This window comes from Demequina iriomotensis, assembly GCF_000971395.1.
GTDB classification, from domain to species: domain Bacteria; phylum Actinomycetota; class Actinomycetes; order Actinomycetales; family Demequinaceae; genus Demequina; species Demequina iriomotensis.
This window is the reverse complement of the sequence record NZ_BBME01000022.1, coordinates 13,950-30,711: the sequence shown is the minus strand read 5'-3', so window position 1 is coordinate 30,711 and position 16,762 is coordinate 13,950. Positions and strand designations below refer to the sequence as shown.

Sequence of the window (16,762 nt, the reverse complement as noted above, 5' to 3'; positions counted from 1 at the left end):
CGCGATCCGCAACGCGGGCCGACGGCAACGTCGCGGCCGTCACGAGCAGGGGCTTGTGACTGACCCTGCAAACCCGCGGCCGTCACAAGCCGCCACTGAGAGCTACTAGCTGACCCTGCTCCGGAAGCGTTCCATGTAGTCATGGCGCTCGTGGTTGGCCTGGCCGGTGAACCCCTTGAACTCGCCAAGGCGGTACTTAGTACCCGTAGCGGTCATCTGCTGTTCGAGCTCGAAATCCTGCGCGAGTAGGGCCAAGCGCCGCTCCACCGACGCATGGCTACCCTCATTGAGCGCATTAACCAGTCGTTCGATGCTGACAAACCCGTCGGAGCCCGCGAGCGCCCGATAGACCGGGTCGTGCACATCTGCGCCAAGTTCCGGCACTTCGCGCGCAACTCCGTCATGCTCGAGGGCCGCACGGATCGACCTCCCGACAGCCTCAGCGACGGGGGGCGGAAAGGCGTTTCCGATCTGGCGGTATTGCGAGGTCTTACGGCCAGCAAAATGCCACTTGTCCTCCGCGCGCCAGCCTTGAAGACGCGCAACCATCTCAACGGTCAGTCTCGGCAAGCGCACCGAGGGATGGGGCGCATCTGCGTCAGGCGCGCTATCTGCCACGCCCTTGCCGTCGACTCCCAGCGCCTCCCAGGCACGCTTTGCACGGGTCGGTCCGAGGTCAGCTCCACCGTGCTTCTTGCTTCCGCCAACCAAGGTTGGCCCAATGCCATCCGCGAGTCTCACCCAGTCATCCACGTGCTTCCAGCCATTGGCGGCCATAAGGTCGCGAAGAACCTCGCCGACTGAAGCTCGGTCTCCGTCTGGCTCCGGCCAGCGGAAGAACGCGAAGTCAGCGGGCTTCATCGCAACAAGCACGAACCGGGGCCGGAGTTGTGCGACCCCGAAGTCTGCGGAGTGGATCAAGCGCCAGTCGGCGACATAACCCAGCTGGTTGAGCCGATCGAGGACGCGCTGCCGATACCCCGAGAAGCGATTGCTCGAGAGGCCCCTCACGTTTTCCAGCATGAGCGCGCGTGGCCGAACAACGGCTACCTGCTCCACCGCCCACGCGAATAGATCACGCTCGTCAGACGATCCGAGCTGCTTGCCCGCGATAGAGAACGGCGGGCATGGCACGCCTCCCGCGAGAAGATCGACTCCCGCATATTCGCGCGGTGCCCACACTTCGGGGTTCGCGACATCTCCGACAGCAACCGTGCCGCCCAGATTGAGTCGTAGGGTTTCCGCGGCAGTCGCGTCCAGCTCGACTGCGAGGGTGTGCGTGAAGCCAGCCTTGTGAAGGCCCAAAGCCTGACCACCCGCGCCGGCGCAGATCTCGACGACTTGCAATCCCGTCACTGCTGCCTCCCTAGGAATTGACGTCGGATCAATCGACTTGCTTGCATGAATCATTGCGCCTAACCCGTCATAAAGGCGGGCGCCGACACGCGTGTCTCGCCGAGACGCTTTCGCGCAAGCACCGGGCACGTCAACACGTGCGCTTCCGCACGACGCGCGAGCGCCCAAGCCTACCGAAATTCGCCTCAACCGAGGCGCGCGCCGCACCCCACTCCCGCGCTTGGAGCTCCCGCGACATCCGCCCCGTGCCGCTTCGCGGCGCGCGCCGATTCTGCGCACCCAGCGCCCATTCGAACATGTGTTCGACTCTAGACGCCATGTGCCGCCAAGGGAATCCTGCACACGTCGGTTGTGCGTCGGATGGCGTCTGGAAGCAGAGCGCGGCTGTCGACGCGGCACTGAATGGACATGGCGCCCGGGGGTCGGGGGTCCATTGCAGGCTCGGCCATATCCGAGAAGGGCAGCCCGGGGGTGGAGTCCGAACCAGGGTGCGGGCCGCTAGGCAGGTCACGCAGTCACGCGAGCAGTGTCTCGGCGGAGGTCCCTGGCGAGCTGGAGCCCTGGCGGACCGGCGTGCGCGCGGGCGACTCCTCCGCACACGCCCGCAAAAGCATCACCAGCGTGATCGGCCCGTTGATGACGAACTTCAGCGCGTTCCAGAGACACACCAAGACGGCGAGGTTCAGCCATCCCGGCCCACCGTCCGCGATCCACTGCACGAGCCCCCCACCGACGACCAGGTAGACCCCGGCGACGAGCATCGCCGGCACTCCCCACTTCAGGCCGGCACGCCGGTGGGTGGCGCGAATCAGGATGTTCGAGGGCATGCATCGCTGTAGGTAGTCGCGAACGCCGACGCCCGTGGTCCAGATGAGTCCGAACATGCTCCCGGCCTCCCGTGGAAGCGCGATTCTCCGCCGAGGAGGCAGCGCGTGGAGGGTGCCCGGGGGGCGTCTGTCCGGAAGGACGCTCAAGTTGGTGTCTTCTGCCTCGTCAACCAATGTACGCCCGACCCGCGACGCCGGGGAAGGTCGCCCCGCGGCACTGTGCAGAGCCTCGACCTACCCGAAGAAGATCGGGTCGCCGCTGTCCCCGATCCAGTCGAGGAGCGCCTGGACGTTCTTCGTCGGGCGCTTGCGCTTGTACTCGTGGAACTTGAGGTGGCGGTCGCGCCAGTAGATCGCCCACTGACCAGACGCCATCGTGTACCTGAGCCGCGCGATCGGGAACCGCGTGTCATCGCCGATCCCGTCCCACGGCGGTCGCACCTCGACGATGTCCACATGCCTCTGCGACACGTCCGCCTCGACACGCACCTGGTACCACAGGCGCTCCGGCACCTGCTCGCGACACCAGAGGTCGATGCGATGGAGGTCGGTCTCGGGAAGGGCCATGGTCCAAGGCTGTCACAGAGCATGCGCTCTGCTCTCCCCCGCCACGGACCGCGGCTCATGCGCGGACGCGGCTCGCTGGGCGATGCGGCGAGCCTCGCGGAGTGCTGCGACCGCGCGCGCCTCGTCGAGGCGCTGGGCAGCGCTGCACGCGGGCGCACCGAGCGCCAAACCGTCAGTCGTAGCGCGATACCGGTCGCGGTACGCGGCGACGATGCGGGCGGCGCGGCGCCACTCGGCCGAGGCCGTAGCCGTCCCCGGCCCCAGTTCTCGCACCCATGCCTCGTTAGCAGCCACCGCCGCGTCGACCATCGCCGTGGCGCGGGCCTCCATGAGCTCGCGACGTTCCTCGAGGGCGCGGCGCATGTCAGACTCCATAGGCCCTGAAGCGACGGGCACCAGTCCCGCGATGAGCCTCGACTGCTGCCGTGACGCGCCTGACGAACGCGCCCGCGCGGTCGCCCGCTCCACTCGACCATGGAGCACCGCGGCGATGTCCTCCGCGTCGGCGAATCCGCGTGCGGCGACCAGTCGCGGGAGCAGGCCGTCGACGTCGTAGCGCTTCGCCTCGGCACGCCTGAGTTCGGCTGTGAGCGCGCCGAACGCCTCGGACTCGATCGCGGCCTCCGCATCAGCCGGCGAGAGCCCTGACCCCCGCACCAGTGCGGCCCACCGGTCGTGCTGGGCGGCGGCAGCGATGGTCTCGTACTCGGCCGCAAGCTGAGCGATCGAACTCCAGGAGTCCTGCTCAGCCGCCAAAGCCTCGGTCGCCGACAGTTCCGCACCCACACGAGTAAGCACTCCGGCGAGTACCGCGCGGGCAGTGACCCCGTCATCGTCGCCCGGGTGCGCCGCACCATGGTCCTCGTCGGGCCTGTTCAGCGCCACGTAGGCGGTGTTCGAGGTGCGCCCCCGCGTCATGGCGACGTAGAGACTCTCGCGCGTGGTCGTCGGCTCGACCAGGGCGTGCGCGGTATCCGTCGTCGTGCCCTGTGCGCGGTAGGCAGTGACGGCGTACCCCAGCTCGACGTGCGCGGCGACGTAGGTGGCGGGCAACACGACACCGCCGCCCCGGCGCCGGTCGGTGCGGCGCACGACGAGCGAGCCGTCTCGCCGCAACTGCGTGACGGTCCAGCGCATCCCATTGCGCACCCAGTCGCGACCGACGCGCAGGCGGCGGTCGTTCTGCCGGGTGACAATCGTGTCCCCGACCGATGCCGCTGTGCCATCGTGAAGGGCGCGCTCGGCCGAGGCATCAATCGCGTCGGCGAGCACGACGTCCGCACGCGCACGCCGGTTCAGCGTAACGACGGCATCCCCCGAGTCGGCGATCAGCAGCGACTCGAGGCCGGCCTCGCGGTCCCGCCGCCACGCCGCATACGCCGCATCGGCCATCGCGTCGGCGTCACCACCGACGATGCGCCCGCGGACGTCGTACGCCTCGAGCGCCACGACTCGTCCGTGCCTCAGATCACGCGACGCGGCCCGCTCCCACGCATGGGTGAACCGATGCACGTCGACCAGCTCGGGGGCATCGTCGCGCTCGGCGACGAGCATGCCGAACGCGCCGCCCGCCTCGACAGACTGAAGCTGCGCCCAGTCTCCGACGAGAAGGACCTTCGCGCCCGCGTGGGCCGCCGCGTGGACGATGCGGTCGAGGGCCAGGGTACCGACGAGGCTGGCCTCGTCGATGATGACGAGCTGGCCGGCGACGAAGCCGGCTTCCCCGCGGTCGTGCTTGGTGAGCCACATCGCAGTGTTATCCGTGCCGATGCCGACATCCTCCGCGAGCACGCTCGAGGCAGTCGCGGACGGCGCGAGCCCGACCACAGACCCACGCCCGTGCTCCTGCTCCCACGCGCGACGAAGCGCGTGCATCGCGGTTGTCTTGCCGGTGCCCGCGGGTCCAACGAGCACGTCCAGCAATCTTCCCGACGCACCGATTGCAGCCAGGGCGGCGAACTGATCCTCGCCGAGAGCCCGGCCAGACCCAGCAGGCTGCCTGGCCGCAGCCTCGAGCAGATGCAGGTCGAGCGTGGGTGCGCCGAAGTTCGCCGCATGGTCACGCAACCGATCCTCCGCTGCGAGTTGCACCTGTGACGAGAACACCGCCGAGTGCGTCGGCCGGAACACCGAGGTGCCGTCAGCCCGCGTGAACACGGCGGGTGATGAGGCCAGTTCCGGCGGGGTGAGCCGCACCGATGCCTGCTCGGCGGCTTCGACGACGAGGCCAATGATCGCCTCGCGGTCTTCGGTGGACCCGAATCGCCAGTGCATCGTCTGGCGTGCAGCCTCGGCGTAGAGATTCCAGCGCCGCCACGTCGACCGCTTCTCGCCGACGACAGCCACCACATTCGCACCGATGCGCGCCACCGCCTCGAGCGGAACGTCGTCTGCGCGCAAGACGAGGGGCGCATCGTCCCCCGCAACCGCCCGAGCCCACACGGTTGCATCCGTCTCCAGCACTCGTCCAGCCCGCAGCCGCCACTCGGCGGTGAGGTCGGCGAGCGACCGCGCCTGCTTCTGGGGGCGGGTGGCGAGTGTCGCCTGCTGCCGGAGCTTGATGATCGTGGCGCGCGACGGGCGCCGACCGTGGGTTGCGGTCCACTCCTCGACGAGGCGCCGCGCCTCGACCTCGATGTGGCGTGCGCGATCGCTGAACTCGTCCACCAGCGCCTCGGGAACGGTGGTGATGGCCCACGTGGGGTTGCGATCCCGTCCGCGCGCTCGCTGCTCCCACTCGACGCCGAGCGCTCGGGTGAGTCGATCGGCGAACAGTGCCTCGTGCAGCTCGGAGAGCGCGACGGTGGCACCGTGCAGGGGGCGGCTGTCGAGCGAGCGCCACTTGCCATCGAGCGCAGTGCGCACCTTGTTGCTCACCACGACGTGCGTGTGCAGGTGCGGGTCGCTGGCGCGCGAGTCGAAATGGTCGAAGGCAGTCGCGATGAGTCCGGTGACGTCGAGTTGCGCGACGGCTCCATCGCCTGGGGTTGCACCGGCGCGCGTCGCTGCAACCTCGCGCTCCATGACTGCAACGACGTCGGAGACCGCCGCATGGTGGGCTTTTGCGATGATCGCCTGGGTATCCGCGTCCGCCACTGCCCAGAGGACCGACGCGGACTTGGGGATCGAGAACGTGAAGTCGTACCCGGCGACGGCGCGGCGGGTGCCCGATGCCGTTTCTTGCGCCTCGATCTCGGCTTCCGCAACGGTGCGTTCCACGATGCCCAGCGCGGGGTCGAGCGCGGCGACGCGCTTGGCGATGCGGTCGGCGACGGACTCGTATGCGGGGAACGAGCGCCCCAGCGGGGCGCCGGTGAGAGGATCGCGGCCCATGCCGACGAGCAGTTGCAACTGCGCCTCCGAGACCTGGTTCCCGACGACGATCTGGCCGTCGCCTAGCGAGGCGACGCCACTGCCAAGCCACCGTCCGGGCGGCGTTCCCGCCTCGGCGTAATAGCGCGTGAGCGGCGTCGAGAGGGACCGGTCGGTGTCGCCCGCGGCCACGGACTTGAGCAGGTACTTGTAGCCGTCGCCGGCGCTCATGACGCGCATCGAGACCGTCATCGCGCACCTCCTCGACGGCGAGGAGTGCGTCACACGCCCGAGCCCGAGGGGCGGTCGAAGGTCGTCGCATCGAGCGGCGCCACCTCGATCTGCCAGAAGCGTGGCGCTATCGGATTGGCGTCTGTGCCCAGCTTGGCGCTCCGGTCGCGAGCCGTCGTCCGAGACCTTAGTTCCAGTGCAATTGGCGCGAACCTCGGTCACGGTGGCAGCGAGCGCCCGTTGGAGGATCGTCGCAAGCCCTTGTCAGATCCGAGTTCCGATGAGCCACGCCAGGCGACCAGCAAGACCGCTGTTGTTGCCCGCAAAATTCCTATGGCAGTGCCTCGGCAATGCACCCCCAGGTGCCGTTCCCCATTGCGGGTGTCGCGCCGCACCAACGCGCTGCACCAACCACACGCGTCACGATGCGGTGGGACCATCGCTTCCGCGCTTGAGCAACGCCTCACGTGCGATTCGCGACAGTCCGTCGCGCTCCCGCACCGGGTCGAGGTCCCCATCGATGAACACACGGCGCGTGACTTCGTCAACGATCTCACGCTGTCTCGTGTCGGAAAGGTTCGCTGTGAACGGGCCAAGTAGCGTCAGTGCCAGATCAGTTCGCTTCGCTGCGCGAGCCTCTCGGTGCTGCTGTGCGCCCCGTCGGCCAATGATCGTGGCGAGACCCAGCGCACCGCCCGACACCGCGATGCGCATCAACTGGAGCCCGACATTCGAATCGGCGTCCAGGTCGTACTGGGCGAGGTGCCAGATCAGCGCCACGACTCCGGCCGCGCCGACCGCGAATGCCGCTATGTCGTAGAGCCACGCTGAGACTGTCTTGTTTCTCGCGTACCTGCCATAGTCCTGCGCGACCACCCGAGCTGTGATCGCGTGGACAGTCTTGCCTGCCTTCTCGGCGGAGTCTCGCAGCGACTCGAGGGCCTCTTTCGCTGAAGCATCCGCAATGTCGAGAGCCGAAAGCCACTCGACCTCCACGTCCTTACGCGCCTTCTCCATAGACGTCTTCCACGCATCGAGGGCGGTCTGGGCGCTGGCGTTGAACTCGTCGATCGCCAGACGAAAGCGCGCCTCTTCCGCATCAATCTCGGCGGACAAAGCCGAGCGCTGCTGCTTGACGTCGTCGATCTGGCCCTCCAAATGCGCGACATGATCGGAAACTGAATTCAGACTCGCTCCGACCTTGTTCTCGTAGGACTCCATTGCGGCATTCAGGCCAGCGTAGAAGTGCTTCGGACGGAGTGGCGGCCACGTCGCGAGCGCCGAGATTACCGCGGCCGAATAGGGGTTAGTGCTCACCATCGGCCGCCCGCCAGCAACCACCTGGTCGAGCCATCCACGCCAGGTATCGACAGGGCTCACCACGTTGTCGAGCATCTGGGACGTCACGAGGAACTTCTCCGTCCGCGCCTTTCGTTCCTCCAGATGCTCAAGCACCTGTCCCGCATACGCAAGGGCAGCTTGTTGATCACTATCCGCAGGATCGGGGTGGATCTGGTTGAGCGCGGCGCGCGCACTAACAACGAGGCCCCAAAGCCCGTGCGTATCGAACTGCTGTTCAGCGATTCCCATGTGACATCTCCTCAGCCGAGAGGAAGCGTATCGCCCGAGCAACCAGGTACTACGTCCTCGACTCGCGCAATCCGGCTCTCACACGGCCCGGGTCACTCCAAGGACTTGTGAGCGCACGCCACGGGTGATGAGCAGTCGGTGGATGTGAGCACCGCGACCTGTGGGGTTCGGACTTATCCACAGAACCGGCACGCGCTGCCCGATATCCCTGGTTCGGGTCAGAATGAAACATGGACCGCACACCAACCGGGGGCGCCGGCTTCGCGCGAATCAGCGAGTGTGGGCCGATCGCCGTGGTCACCGAGGAGCACAGGCAGCCGACGCAGGCCGTCTCGTTTCCGAGCGTCCAACTGATTCTCGTCCGCGAGGGCGCGGCGATCGTCAACGACGGCATGAGCGACATCCGAGCGGAGACCGGCGACGTGGTCGTGGTCCGCTCCCACACCATCGCGCGCCAAGTGCCCGATGGGCAGGTGAAGACCTCCACGCTCTACGGCGACTCCGACTACATGTTCCAGCACTGGTACTGGGGCATGCAGCCGCATGTCCCGAACCCCGACGTCGCCCGCGCGCTGGCCAAGGTCCACTACACATGGGGCGCGAAGCGCGTGCGGCTTGGCGAGCCGGAAGCTACCCGCCTAGGCACGCTCTACGACCAGCTCCACGACGCCCTCGACATCGACGAGAGCGCCTTCTACCTCGCCCACGGCCTGGTGTGCGGGGTAATCGACGCCCTCTTCCCGCATCTGCGCATCGACGGACTCCCCCCAGTCCACACCACTGGTCCTCACGCGGCCACGCCCCGCGTGCCCGGCGTTGGGTTCGGGCACCCAACGGTGCGTGAAGTGGATCGCCTGCTCAGCGCCGACCTCGCGCGGGCATGGGTGGTCGCCGACCTCGCACAACAGGTGCACATCTCGTCCCGGCAGCTGACGCGCGATTTCAGAGCTGACACCGGCATGAGCCCGATGGCCTACCTCGGCGCCCTCCGCGTGCGCGAGATGGTGCGGCTCATCGCCGAAGAGGACCTGACTGTCGAAGCGGCGGCGCACCGGGTCGGATGGAAGCGCAATCACGCCACTGCAGAGTTCCAGCGACACATGGGCATCAACCCAGGAGAGCTGCGGCGTGCCCTCCATGCCCCCGATCCGGACAACGGTGCCCCGGATATCGACATCTTCGGCACTCCGCGCGATTAGTCGAAACATCCGGTTGCTAGGCACGATGCCTACAACGTCAGGCTGCGCATCACGCTCCTGGCGCCGCTGCCCCACCAGGGCTGCGACCGTCCGGTGCTGCCTGGCGCACCTGATCGACACGAGCCAACCGGCTCCCCGATCAGGCGACAGGAGGTGGCCGCGCCATGGCTGGATGGGAGGCAACCCGCGAAGCGCGGGAAGCACGAATCGAGACGCTGCACGAGCAGCTCACCGGGGCAGTCGAGAGGCTCGTCACCGGCGACGACTGGCGTCGCGGCATGGAGTTCGCGATGCGGTTCCGCTCGCGCTCCTTCAACAACACACTTCTGATCTGGGCACAGCACGCCGCCGCCTACGAGTCCGGCCGCGTGCCCGACCCGTCACCGCGATACGTGGCCGGCTTCAACCAGTGGCGCGCACTCGGGCGCGCGGTGCAGCGTGGCCAGAGCGGCTACATGATCTTCGCTCCCATCATGGGGCGGTTCGCCTCATCGACGCCTGGCGACACTGAGTCGTGGCGGACGATGGAGAGGGGCGAGCAACCCGGAGCCGGCGAGACCGTGCGTTCGAGGCTGATCGGCGTCAAGCCCGCCTACGTCTGGGACGTCTCGCAGACCGCAGGCGACCCGATCCCGGAGCCGCCGCGACCGCAGGTGCTCGACGGCGGGGCCCCCGCGGGCCTCTGGGACGGCCTCGCTGAGTTGGTCCGGCAGCAGGGGTTCACCGTCGGCATGGTCCCCAGCGAGCGCGAGATCGGCGGCGCCAACGGCCTCACGGACTACGTCGCTCGCAGCGTGCAGGTCCGCTCGAACATGGATCCCGCCGCGCGAGTCAAGACCCTCGCCCACGAGCTGGCGCACGTGATGCTCCACGACCCGGATCGGGGCGACGCGGTCTACCACCGAGGCGTCGGCGAGGTCGAGGCCGAGTCGGCCGCGCTCATGATCGCCGCTGCCCATGGGCTCGACACCTCGGGCTACACGATCCCCTACGTCACCTCGTGGGCGAGCTCGGTCGAGGGCAAGTCGCCGGTGGCGGTCGTCCAGGATGCCGGCGCGGGCGCACGTACCGCTGCGGTGTACATCCTGGACTCGCTGCAGACCGTCCAGGTGACCGACGGCACACCTCCCGGGCTCACCCAGGCCATGCGCGCATCGTCCCCCGACACCCGCCGTGCCGCACCGGCACCCGCTCCCGCACCGATCGCCGCGAGCGCGGAGCTCACCGCCGCGAGGAGCCTGTGATGGACGTGGCGCACCTCCTGGCCACCGCGCTCGGCAGACGGGCAGACGATGCGGCGCTCAGGTTCGCGGATGCCGGCATCCCAGTCTTCCCGTGCGCCCCGGGCGAGAAGCGACCGCTCACCCGACATGGGTTCCACGACGCGACCACCAACGCGTCCCATGTCGCGCGGTGGTGGCGGGACTGGCCGCAGGCGAACATCGGCCTGCCGACGGGCTCGATCTCCGGGATCGAAGCGGTGGACGTCGACATGCACGGCCCGGTGCACGGCTTCGACTCGTTCGAGCGCGCTCGGCGCGAGGGACTCGTCGACGGGTGGACGGCGCTGGTGCGCACGCCGTCGGGCGGGATCCATGCCTGCTTCCCTGCCGACCCGCACCGACGCCAGGCCTCGTGGCAGGCCGCGAGCGCGGGCGTCGACTTCCGCGGTGAAGGCGGCTACATCCTGGTGCCGCCGTCGCGGGTGCGAGTGGGCGCCCGCCGTGTCGCGTACGAGCTCATCGGCGCGGGCCACGACGAGCCAACACCGGTGGATGCGGCCGCCCTCCGCCGCTTCCTCGACCCGCGGCCCGCCGCAGCGGCGGCGTCTGCGCGACCTGCGCGCGTCCCGCTGACGATTGCAGCCGATGCGCCGCCGGGCCTCGACGTCGAGCGCCTCGCGAGCTGGGTGGCCAGGCGCGGCGAGGGCGAGCGCAATCGCGGCCTGTTCTGGGCCGCATGCCGCTTCGCCGAACACGGCATCACATTCAACGAGGCTCAGGACCGCCTCGGTCCCGCGGCCGAGCGTGCCGGACTGCCGACCGCCGAGATCGCGGCGACCGTCCGCTCGGCCTACCGCGCGGCGGCGGGTGCGTCACCCGCCGCACAGCCAGAACCTCCTCCCCCCGGATCGCGGCTCAGTACCGAGCAGGTGCTCTCGTGATCCCCGCCGTGCGCGAAGCGGGTTCGGGACGGCTCGCCGTATGGACTGCGGTCGCCGGCACTGTGTTCATCGCCGCCGGTGCCTTCTGGCTGTCTTTCACCGCGCTCCGGGACCTCGCCGCGCGCTCCGGCGTGAGCGCCGCACAGGCGTGGGCCTGGCCGCTCATCGTGGACGGGATCATCGTGGTCGCCACCGTGTCGGTGGTCGCCCTCGCCGATCACAGGTCCACGTGGTACCCGTGGCTGCTGCTCCTCGGCGGTGCGCTCGTCTCGGTTGCGGCCAACGCGATCCACGCCGTGGTGGCGGCGGATTCCGATGTGCCCGCTGTGTTGGCCGCCTCGGTCGCTGCCGTTCCGCCAGTGGTCCTGCTCGCGATCACCCACCTGACCGTGGTCCTCACCCGACGCTTCAGCTCAGACGCGACCCCCGCATCGTCACCCGCCATCGCGTCACCGCCGGCCGCCGGCACTGCGACAGATGCGGACGAGTCCCCGCGTCAGCTCGCAGCGCGACTTCACGAGCGCGGGATGTCGAACAAGGCGATCGCTCGGGCCGCCGGCGTCCACCCATCGACGGTGGGTCGCTGGCTCTCGGGGAGCACCTACCTACCTGAGTTGCAGAAGGGAGCAGCGCCATGACCGACACCATCGACCCCTGGCGAGACCCGCTGGGCGTCCCACCTGACGAGGCTCCCGTGCGTGGCGCCGGCGCACCGGCGGACGACGAGCCATCCGAGTTCGCCCGCCACGCCGACCCCTCGAGGCGCGACTTCGCTCCCGAGGTGACGGCCGAGACCCAGCGCCTCCAGCGGGGGATCGTCTGGATGCGGCCTACCGAGCTGATCCCGCATACGACCGCTCGCGCGGCCGGGCGAGGCATCGACTTCCAAGCCGAGCTGGCCCGACGGAAGCGGTCCCTGCCAGCGCACACCGCCGCCGCAAGTCGCCGCGCGATCAGCGCGAAAACGTCCGCGCTGCCGCCGCTCGCCTCGTTCGGAGCGCCGGCACCGCGGCAAGACGCGATCCAGCGCAACGAGCCGGGACTGTGAGGAGGTTGCGATGTCCACCGCTACGACAAGCTCCGACGCCGCACAACAAGCCCCGTGGGACCTCGGCGAGCCGTCAGCCGAGGAGCGCCAGGCGTTCGAGACCTCCGAGGGCCTACGCGCGCTCATCGTCCGTCTCCACGCGGCCGGGGACGGCGCGTGGCGCGACGACCCGGACGCCGCCGCCCTCATGGCCTTCTGCACCAGGCGGTACGGGCGGATGGCCCGCAAGCACGGCTGCGACCCGTGGATCGCGGCGGCGGCGGCGTTCGACGCCATGCGGCACTCATCGATGCGCACCGCCGACGACCCGTGGGCGATGGTCACGCGGGCGGTCAAGGTCACGCTCGTGGCCGAGGAGCGCGCCAACGGCCTCCTGTGCTCGGTCGACCAGGCCCGTCGGCCGCAGAACTCCGTCTTCCACGACGCCGAGCGGTTCAGCGACCGCGAGCACCCGCTCGCCGACTGGCACGAGTCCCTTCGCGTCGAAGCGCCCGACAGCGACGCCGGGTCGATTCCCGATGCGGTCGACCGTGCACACGTCGGTGCGGCCATCGCCGATGCGCTGACGCTCCTCACCCACCTTGGGTGGCCGTACGAGTCGGCCAGGCGCGCCACCGAGTGCGTGTGCGACCGCCTCGCGGACTACGAGACCCGGATGCAGGCGTGGGAGTCGCTCCGCCGCGACTTCCACCAGCGCGTGCTTCTGAACCTCAGCTCCGAGTCGTGGAACGGCCTGCTCCGGGTGCTGCTCGGCAACCCCGAGCCCGAGCACGCCCACACGCGCGCTGGCCGGGGCGTGCTCTTCCGGCTACTGCATGAGGAGCCGCTGGTCGCATTGCTCGACGATGCGGATCTCGTCATCGCGATCGTCGCCTCGGCCCCGCGTCGCCCGGGCGAGCGGAGGGCATCGTGAGCGGCGGGCAGGAGCACATCGCACTCAACCGGTCCCTCAGCACCATCACGGTCGGCCACCGGCACCGCACGGACCTTGGCGACATCGACGAGCTCGCCGAGTCGATCCGACGCGAGGGGATCCTCCAGCCCATCGCCATCACCCCCGACGGCGTGCTGCTCAGCGGTCGCCGGCGTCTCGCCGCGCTCGAGCGGCTCGGCGAGAAGAAGGTGCCCGTGTGGGTGGTCGACGGAGTCTCCGACAAGCTCACCGCCCTGCTCGCCGAGCAGGCCGAGCAGGTGCACCACAAGCCGCTCACCGAGACCGAGAAAGCGGCGCTGTACCGCGAGCTGAAGCAGATCCTCGCCGAGGATGCGGTGCGCCGCCAGCAGGCGACGCGGTTCGGTGCGGCGCCACCCGCCCCTGCCGGAGACTCCGGTGGAGTCGTGACGACTCCACCGTCGCTCGGCCATGGCAAGACCCGCGAGCAGTCCGCCTTGATGGTCACCGGACGGAAGTCGCAGAACAGTCTGGAGCAGGTCAACAACCTGCAGGGCATCGAGGCCGATGCGACCCTGCCGGGCGAGATTCGCACCTTCGCTCGCGAGCAGCTCGCGCTCATCGACGAGCACCGCGCATCGATCGAGGCAGCCCACGCGCAGACACAGGCGCTCGTCGACCTCGCCTCTGACGTGCCGCGCGACGGCGACTTTGACGTTCCCGACGACTTCGAGTCGCTCGCGCGCGCAGCCCTCGAGAAGGCGAACGCCGAACTCTCCGCCAAGCGCGCGACCCGCCGCCAGCAGACACGCAAGCTGCGGGAGGCCGCCGCCACTCCCCTGCCCGCCATCCCCTACCCCGTGCGCGCCTTCACCAACATGTGGCGCGAACTCGACGGCTGGTGGGAGCACTACGACGCGGATACCCTCGCAGAATCGGTCACTGACGACGAATGGGACGAGGTCGAGCGTGTGCTGGCGAAGACGATGAGCGTCATGGCTGAGGTCCGCGCGCGCCGCGCCGGCGCGCGGCCCGAACCGAAGCGGGACATCGCCTGATGACGATGCCTCCCGCACCCGGTCGCTCGCGCCGGCTTGTCATCGTCCTGGCAGTCGCCGGGGCGATTCTCGCTGCCCTCGTCGGCGTCGGTCTCTACGGCCTGCTGCTCGCGCCGAGCGCGGAGCCCGCGGCCTCGCCGACGCCGTCCGAGACCGCAACCCCCGGCCCGGCGCCGGACACCTCGAGCGTGGCGACCGGACCAAGCGCCCCGCCCGCGGTGAGCACCACCTCCGACCCCGAGGCCTTCGCGCGTTCCGTCGCCGAGGCGCTGTTCACGTGGGACACCGCGACGGACTTCGGTCCGTCGGACTACGCGCAGGCCATCGTCGATGTGGGCGACCCGACCGGCGAGGAGGCACCCGCACTCGCCGAGGACGTGCGCGCGTACCTGCCGACGCAGGAAGCGTGGGCGGAGCTCCGGAGCTACCAGACGCGCCAATGGATCACCATCGACGAGGTCGCGGTGCCGGCGGGCTGGGCCGATGCGCTCGAGCAGGCCGCGGAGGGTCAGCTCATCCCGGGCACGGTCGCGTACACGATCGACGGGACCCGGCACCGTGCAGGCACCTCCGGCACCGATCCGGTGGAGACAGAGCACGCTGCCGCGTTCACGGTCTTCGTCGCCTGCGAGCCCACCTTCGACGAGTGCGCCCTGCTGCGCCTTTCCCAAGTCGACGAGCCCCTCCGGTGAGGCGGGCCGTGACATGCGCAAGGGCATCGTCATCGGGCTCGGTGCGATCCTCTTCGGCCCCACCGCGGCGCTGATCGGCGTCGTCCTCCTCATGTCCCCCGCGGCGCTCGCCTCGTGCACGACCAGCGGCGCACTGCTCGTCGGCGAGGTGCCCGAGTCGCTCACTGTGACCACCCGGAGCGGCTCGACGGTGACGCTCGACCATCAGCAGCTCACGCACGCCGCCACGATCATCAGGGTCGGCGGCGAGATCGAAGGCGTCGGACGCAACGGCATCGTCATCGCGCTCATGGCGGCGCTCACCGAGTCGACCCTCCGCATGCTCGCGAACCCCGCCCATGCCGACTCGTTCGACTACCCGAACGACGGTTCAGGATCCGACCACGACAGCCTCGGACTGTTCCAGATGCGTCCGACTGCGGGATGGGGAACGGTGTACGAGCTCATGGACCCCGCGTACCAGGCCCGTGCCTTCTTCGGCGGACCCGACGGCCCGAACTACCCGTCCCCGCGCGGACTGCTCGACACGCCGAGTTGGCAAGTCATGGACCCCGGCGCGGCCGCGCAGGCCGTGGAGGTGTCGGCCTACCCCGACCGCTATCAGAATTACCAGCCCGTCGCGGAGGCCATCGTGTCGGCACTGACGCGACCCGCGCCGTCCGTCCCGGGCTCGGCGGTACCGCTCGGCAACGTGGCTGAGACGAGCCGCATCGTCTTCCCCCTGCCGACCGGAACCTGGGTGCGTACCGGTGGCTTCGGGCCACGCTCGGATCCGATCACCCACGCAGCGGACTTCCACGCCGGTGTGGACTTCGCTGCTCCGCGCGGTACGCCGATCCTTGCTCTCGCCGACGGAGTGGTGAGCGTCGCCGAGTACTCCGAGTCCAGCGGCGGCGTGATCGGGATCGAGCACACCATCGACGGCCAGCGCATCGCCTCGGTGTACCTGCACATGTGGGCCAGCGGGATCTACGTCACCGTCGGCGAGAGCGTCACCGCGGGCCAGCACATCGGCGACGTCGGCACGTCGGGTCACTCGACCGGGAACCACCTCCACCTCGAGCTGCGACCCGGCGGGACGGAGGCAGACAGCGTCGATCCTGAGCCGTGGCTGAGCTCGCACAGCCCGGAAGACCTGCTCGCGGGCTCCGAGTCCACCACCACCTCGTGCTTGGCATGACAGGAGGCAACATTGCCATGAACATCTCCCCGGACTTCGGAGCCGTCGGCGGCATTGGGGACCTCCGCCTCATCGTCGGCGCGCTGCTGACCTACGTGCTGATCTTCGCCGTGCTCATGCTGGTCGTCTCCGCGATCGTCTGGGGCATCGCGGCCTCGAGCGGCAACTACCAGCTGGCGCTGCGCGCCCGCACCGCCGTCCTCGTCGCCGTCGGCGCCGCTGCGCTCGCGGGTGCGGCTGTCGCCCTGATGAACTTCCTGCTCGGCGTCGGCGAGACGCTGTAGCCCGTCAGCACCCTCGCGGGGATGCCTCGCGTACCTGTCAGGCAGGTTTCTCTTCGACCTCGACAGGAGCACCTCGTGATCGACATCGACCCCAACAGCAACGGCCTTCCCGGCATCGACCAGCTCCAGACCATCGTGGGCTCGGTCATGACCATCGGCCTCATCCTCGCCGTCCTGGCGCTGATCATCTCGTCCGTCACGTGGGGCTACGGAGCGAACTCGTCGAACCCGCACCTCGCCGCCCGCGGCAAGCTCGGCGTTCTCGTCTCGTGCGGAGCCGCGATCCTGTGCGGTGCGGCGGTAACGCTCGTCAACTTCTTCTGGAACGTCGGCCAGACGGTGTAGCCGAGGCCTTCGGTCGA

The 16,762-nt window shown here is 69.2% G+C and carries 16 protein-coding genes; 11 read left to right on the top strand and 5 right to left on the bottom strand.

Annotated features, from left to right (window positions below; all coding sequences use genetic code 11):
• Nucleotides 1-105 precede the first annotated feature (105 nt).
• The 5 genes from AOM09_RS14195 to AOM09_RS14175 all read right to left on the bottom strand — a co-directional run bounded on the left by AOM09_RS14195 (nt 106) and on the right by AOM09_RS14175 (nt 7,883).
• Nucleotides 106-1,356 (bottom strand): DNA cytosine methyltransferase, encoded by a 1,251-nt coding sequence (locus AOM09_RS14195; protein WP_062389929.1) that lies wholly within the window; start codon nt 1,354-1,356, stop codon nt 106-108.
• Nucleotides 1,357-1,871: 515 nt separating this feature from the next.
• Nucleotides 1,872-2,240, bottom strand: coding sequence for a hypothetical protein (locus AOM09_RS14190; RefSeq protein ID WP_062389926.1), 369 nt, complete (start codon nt 2,238-2,240; stop codon nt 1,872-1,874).
• A gap of 177 nt (nt 2,241-2,417) precedes the next feature.
• On the bottom strand, nt 2,418-2,750 hold the full coding sequence (locus tag AOM09_RS14185) for a DUF3024 domain-containing protein (RefSeq protein ID WP_062389923.1): 333 nt from the start codon (nt 2,748-2,750) through the stop codon (nt 2,418-2,420).
• Between the two features lie 12 nt (nt 2,751-2,762).
• Entirely contained in the window at nt 2,763-6,314 is a 3,552-nt protein-coding gene (mobF, locus tag AOM09_RS14180) for a MobF family relaxase (RefSeq protein WP_062389920.1), read from the bottom strand.
• 399 nt (nt 6,315-6,713) lie between these two features.
• The gene (locus tag AOM09_RS14175; RefSeq protein ID WP_062389918.1) at nt 6,714-7,883 is read right to left on the bottom strand and encodes a hypothetical protein; all 1,170 of its coding nucleotides are present in this window, start codon (nt 7,881-7,883) and stop codon (nt 6,714-6,716) included.
• A 230-nt stretch (nt 7,884-8,113) separates the two neighbouring features.
• Here AOM09_RS14175 and AOM09_RS14170 point away from each other — a divergent pair, with 230 nt between their 5' ends.
• From AOM09_RS14170 to AOM09_RS14120, 11 genes are all read left to right on the top strand, one after another.
• A complete protein-coding gene (locus AOM09_RS14170) occupies nt 8,114-9,082 on the top strand; it encodes a helix-turn-helix domain-containing protein (RefSeq protein WP_062389914.1) in 969 nt (322 codons plus the stop codon).
• Between the two features lie 164 nt (nt 9,083-9,246).
• Nucleotides 9,247-10,326 (top strand): ArdC-like ssDNA-binding domain-containing protein, encoded by a 1,080-nt coding sequence (locus tag AOM09_RS14165; RefSeq protein WP_062389910.1) that lies wholly within the window; start codon nt 9,247-9,249, stop codon nt 10,324-10,326.
• Complete coding sequence (locus AOM09_RS14160; protein ID WP_062389907.1) at nt 10,326-11,246, top strand: bifunctional DNA primase/polymerase; 921 nt, start codon at nt 10,326-10,328, stop codon at nt 11,244-11,246. Before AOM09_RS14165 ends, AOM09_RS14160 begins: the two co-directional genes overlap by 1 nt.
• Before the next feature lie 8 nt (nt 11,247-11,254).
• Complete coding sequence (locus AOM09_RS14155) at nt 11,255-11,884, top strand: DUF2637 domain-containing protein (protein WP_062389958.1); 630 nt, start codon at nt 11,255-11,257, stop codon at nt 11,882-11,884.
• On the top strand, nt 11,881-12,294 hold the full coding sequence (locus tag AOM09_RS14150) for a hypothetical protein (protein ID WP_062389904.1): 414 nt from the start codon (nt 11,881-11,883) through the stop codon (nt 12,292-12,294). The genes AOM09_RS14155 and AOM09_RS14150 overlap by 4 nt, the downstream gene beginning before the upstream one ends.
• Nucleotides 12,295-12,304: 10 nt before the next feature.
• On the top strand, nt 12,305-13,207 hold the full coding sequence (locus tag AOM09_RS14145; RefSeq protein ID WP_062389901.1) for a hypothetical protein: 903 nt from the start codon (nt 12,305-12,307) through the stop codon (nt 13,205-13,207).
• Nucleotides 13,204-14,244 carry a ParB N-terminal domain-containing protein gene (locus AOM09_RS14140; protein WP_062389898.1) on the top strand — a complete coding sequence of 347 codons (1,041 nt, stop codon included), beginning with the start codon at nt 13,204-13,206 and terminating at the stop codon, nt 14,242-14,244. The genes AOM09_RS14145 and AOM09_RS14140 overlap by 4 nt, the downstream gene beginning before the upstream one ends.
• A gap of 5 nt (nt 14,245-14,249) precedes the next feature.
• Nucleotides 14,250-14,936 (top strand): hypothetical protein, encoded by a 687-nt coding sequence (locus AOM09_RS14135; protein WP_156162392.1) that lies wholly within the window; start codon nt 14,250-14,252, stop codon nt 14,934-14,936.
• Between the two features lie 13 nt (nt 14,937-14,949).
• Nucleotides 14,950-16,116 carry a M23 family metallopeptidase gene (locus AOM09_RS14130; RefSeq protein WP_062389892.1) on the top strand — a complete coding sequence of 389 codons (1,167 nt, stop codon included), beginning with the start codon at nt 14,950-14,952 and terminating at the stop codon, nt 16,114-16,116.
• Nucleotides 16,117-16,133: 17 nt separating this feature from the next.
• Nucleotides 16,134-16,400, top strand: a complete 267-nt coding sequence (locus AOM09_RS14125) for a DUF6112 family protein (RefSeq protein WP_062389889.1) — start codon at nt 16,134-16,136, stop codon at nt 16,398-16,400.
• Between the two features lie 21 nt (nt 16,401-16,421).
• Nucleotides 16,422-16,745 (top strand): DUF6112 family protein, encoded by a 324-nt coding sequence (locus AOM09_RS14120; protein WP_062389886.1) that lies wholly within the window; start codon nt 16,422-16,424, stop codon nt 16,743-16,745.
• Nucleotides 16,746-16,762: the final 17 nt, after the last annotated feature.

Coding starts and splice junctions, on each gene's coding strand:
- AOM09_RS14130 (WP_062389892.1), top strand. CDS start 14,950: ATGCGCAAGGGCATCGTCATCGGGCTCGGTGCGATCCTCTTCGGCCCC.
- AOM09_RS14185 (WP_062389923.1), bottom strand. CDS start 2,750: ATGGCCCTTCCCGAGACCGACCTCCATCGCATCGACCTCTGGTGTCGC.
- AOM09_RS14190 (WP_062389926.1), bottom strand. CDS start 2,240: ATGTTCGGACTCATCTGGACCACGGGCGTCGGCGTTCGCGACTACCTA.
- mobF (WP_062389920.1), bottom strand. CDS start 6,314: ATGACGGTCTCGATGCGCGTCATGAGCGCCGGCGACGGCTACAAGTAC.
- AOM09_RS14135 (WP_156162392.1), top strand. CDS start 14,250: ATGCCTCCCGCACCCGGTCGCTCGCGCCGGCTTGTCATCGTCCTGGCA.
- AOM09_RS14120 (WP_062389886.1), top strand. CDS start 16,422: ATGCCTCGCGTACCTGTCAGGCAGGTTTCTCTTCGACCTCGACAGGAG.
- AOM09_RS14125 (WP_062389889.1), top strand. CDS start 16,134: ATGAACATCTCCCCGGACTTCGGAGCCGTCGGCGGCATTGGGGACCTC.
- AOM09_RS14150 (WP_062389904.1), top strand. CDS start 11,881: ATGACCGACACCATCGACCCCTGGCGAGACCCGCTGGGCGTCCCACCT.
- AOM09_RS14145 (WP_062389901.1), top strand. CDS start 12,305: ATGTCCACCGCTACGACAAGCTCCGACGCCGCACAACAAGCCCCGTGG.
- AOM09_RS14175 (WP_062389918.1), bottom strand. CDS start 7,883: ATGGGAATCGCTGAACAGCAGTTCGATACGCACGGGCTTTGGGGCCTC.
- AOM09_RS14160 (WP_062389907.1), top strand. CDS start 10,326: ATGGACGTGGCGCACCTCCTGGCCACCGCGCTCGGCAGACGGGCAGAC.
- AOM09_RS14165 (WP_062389910.1), top strand. CDS start 9,247: ATGGCTGGATGGGAGGCAACCCGCGAAGCGCGGGAAGCACGAATCGAG.
- AOM09_RS14170 (WP_062389914.1), top strand. CDS start 8,114: ATGGACCGCACACCAACCGGGGGCGCCGGCTTCGCGCGAATCAGCGAG.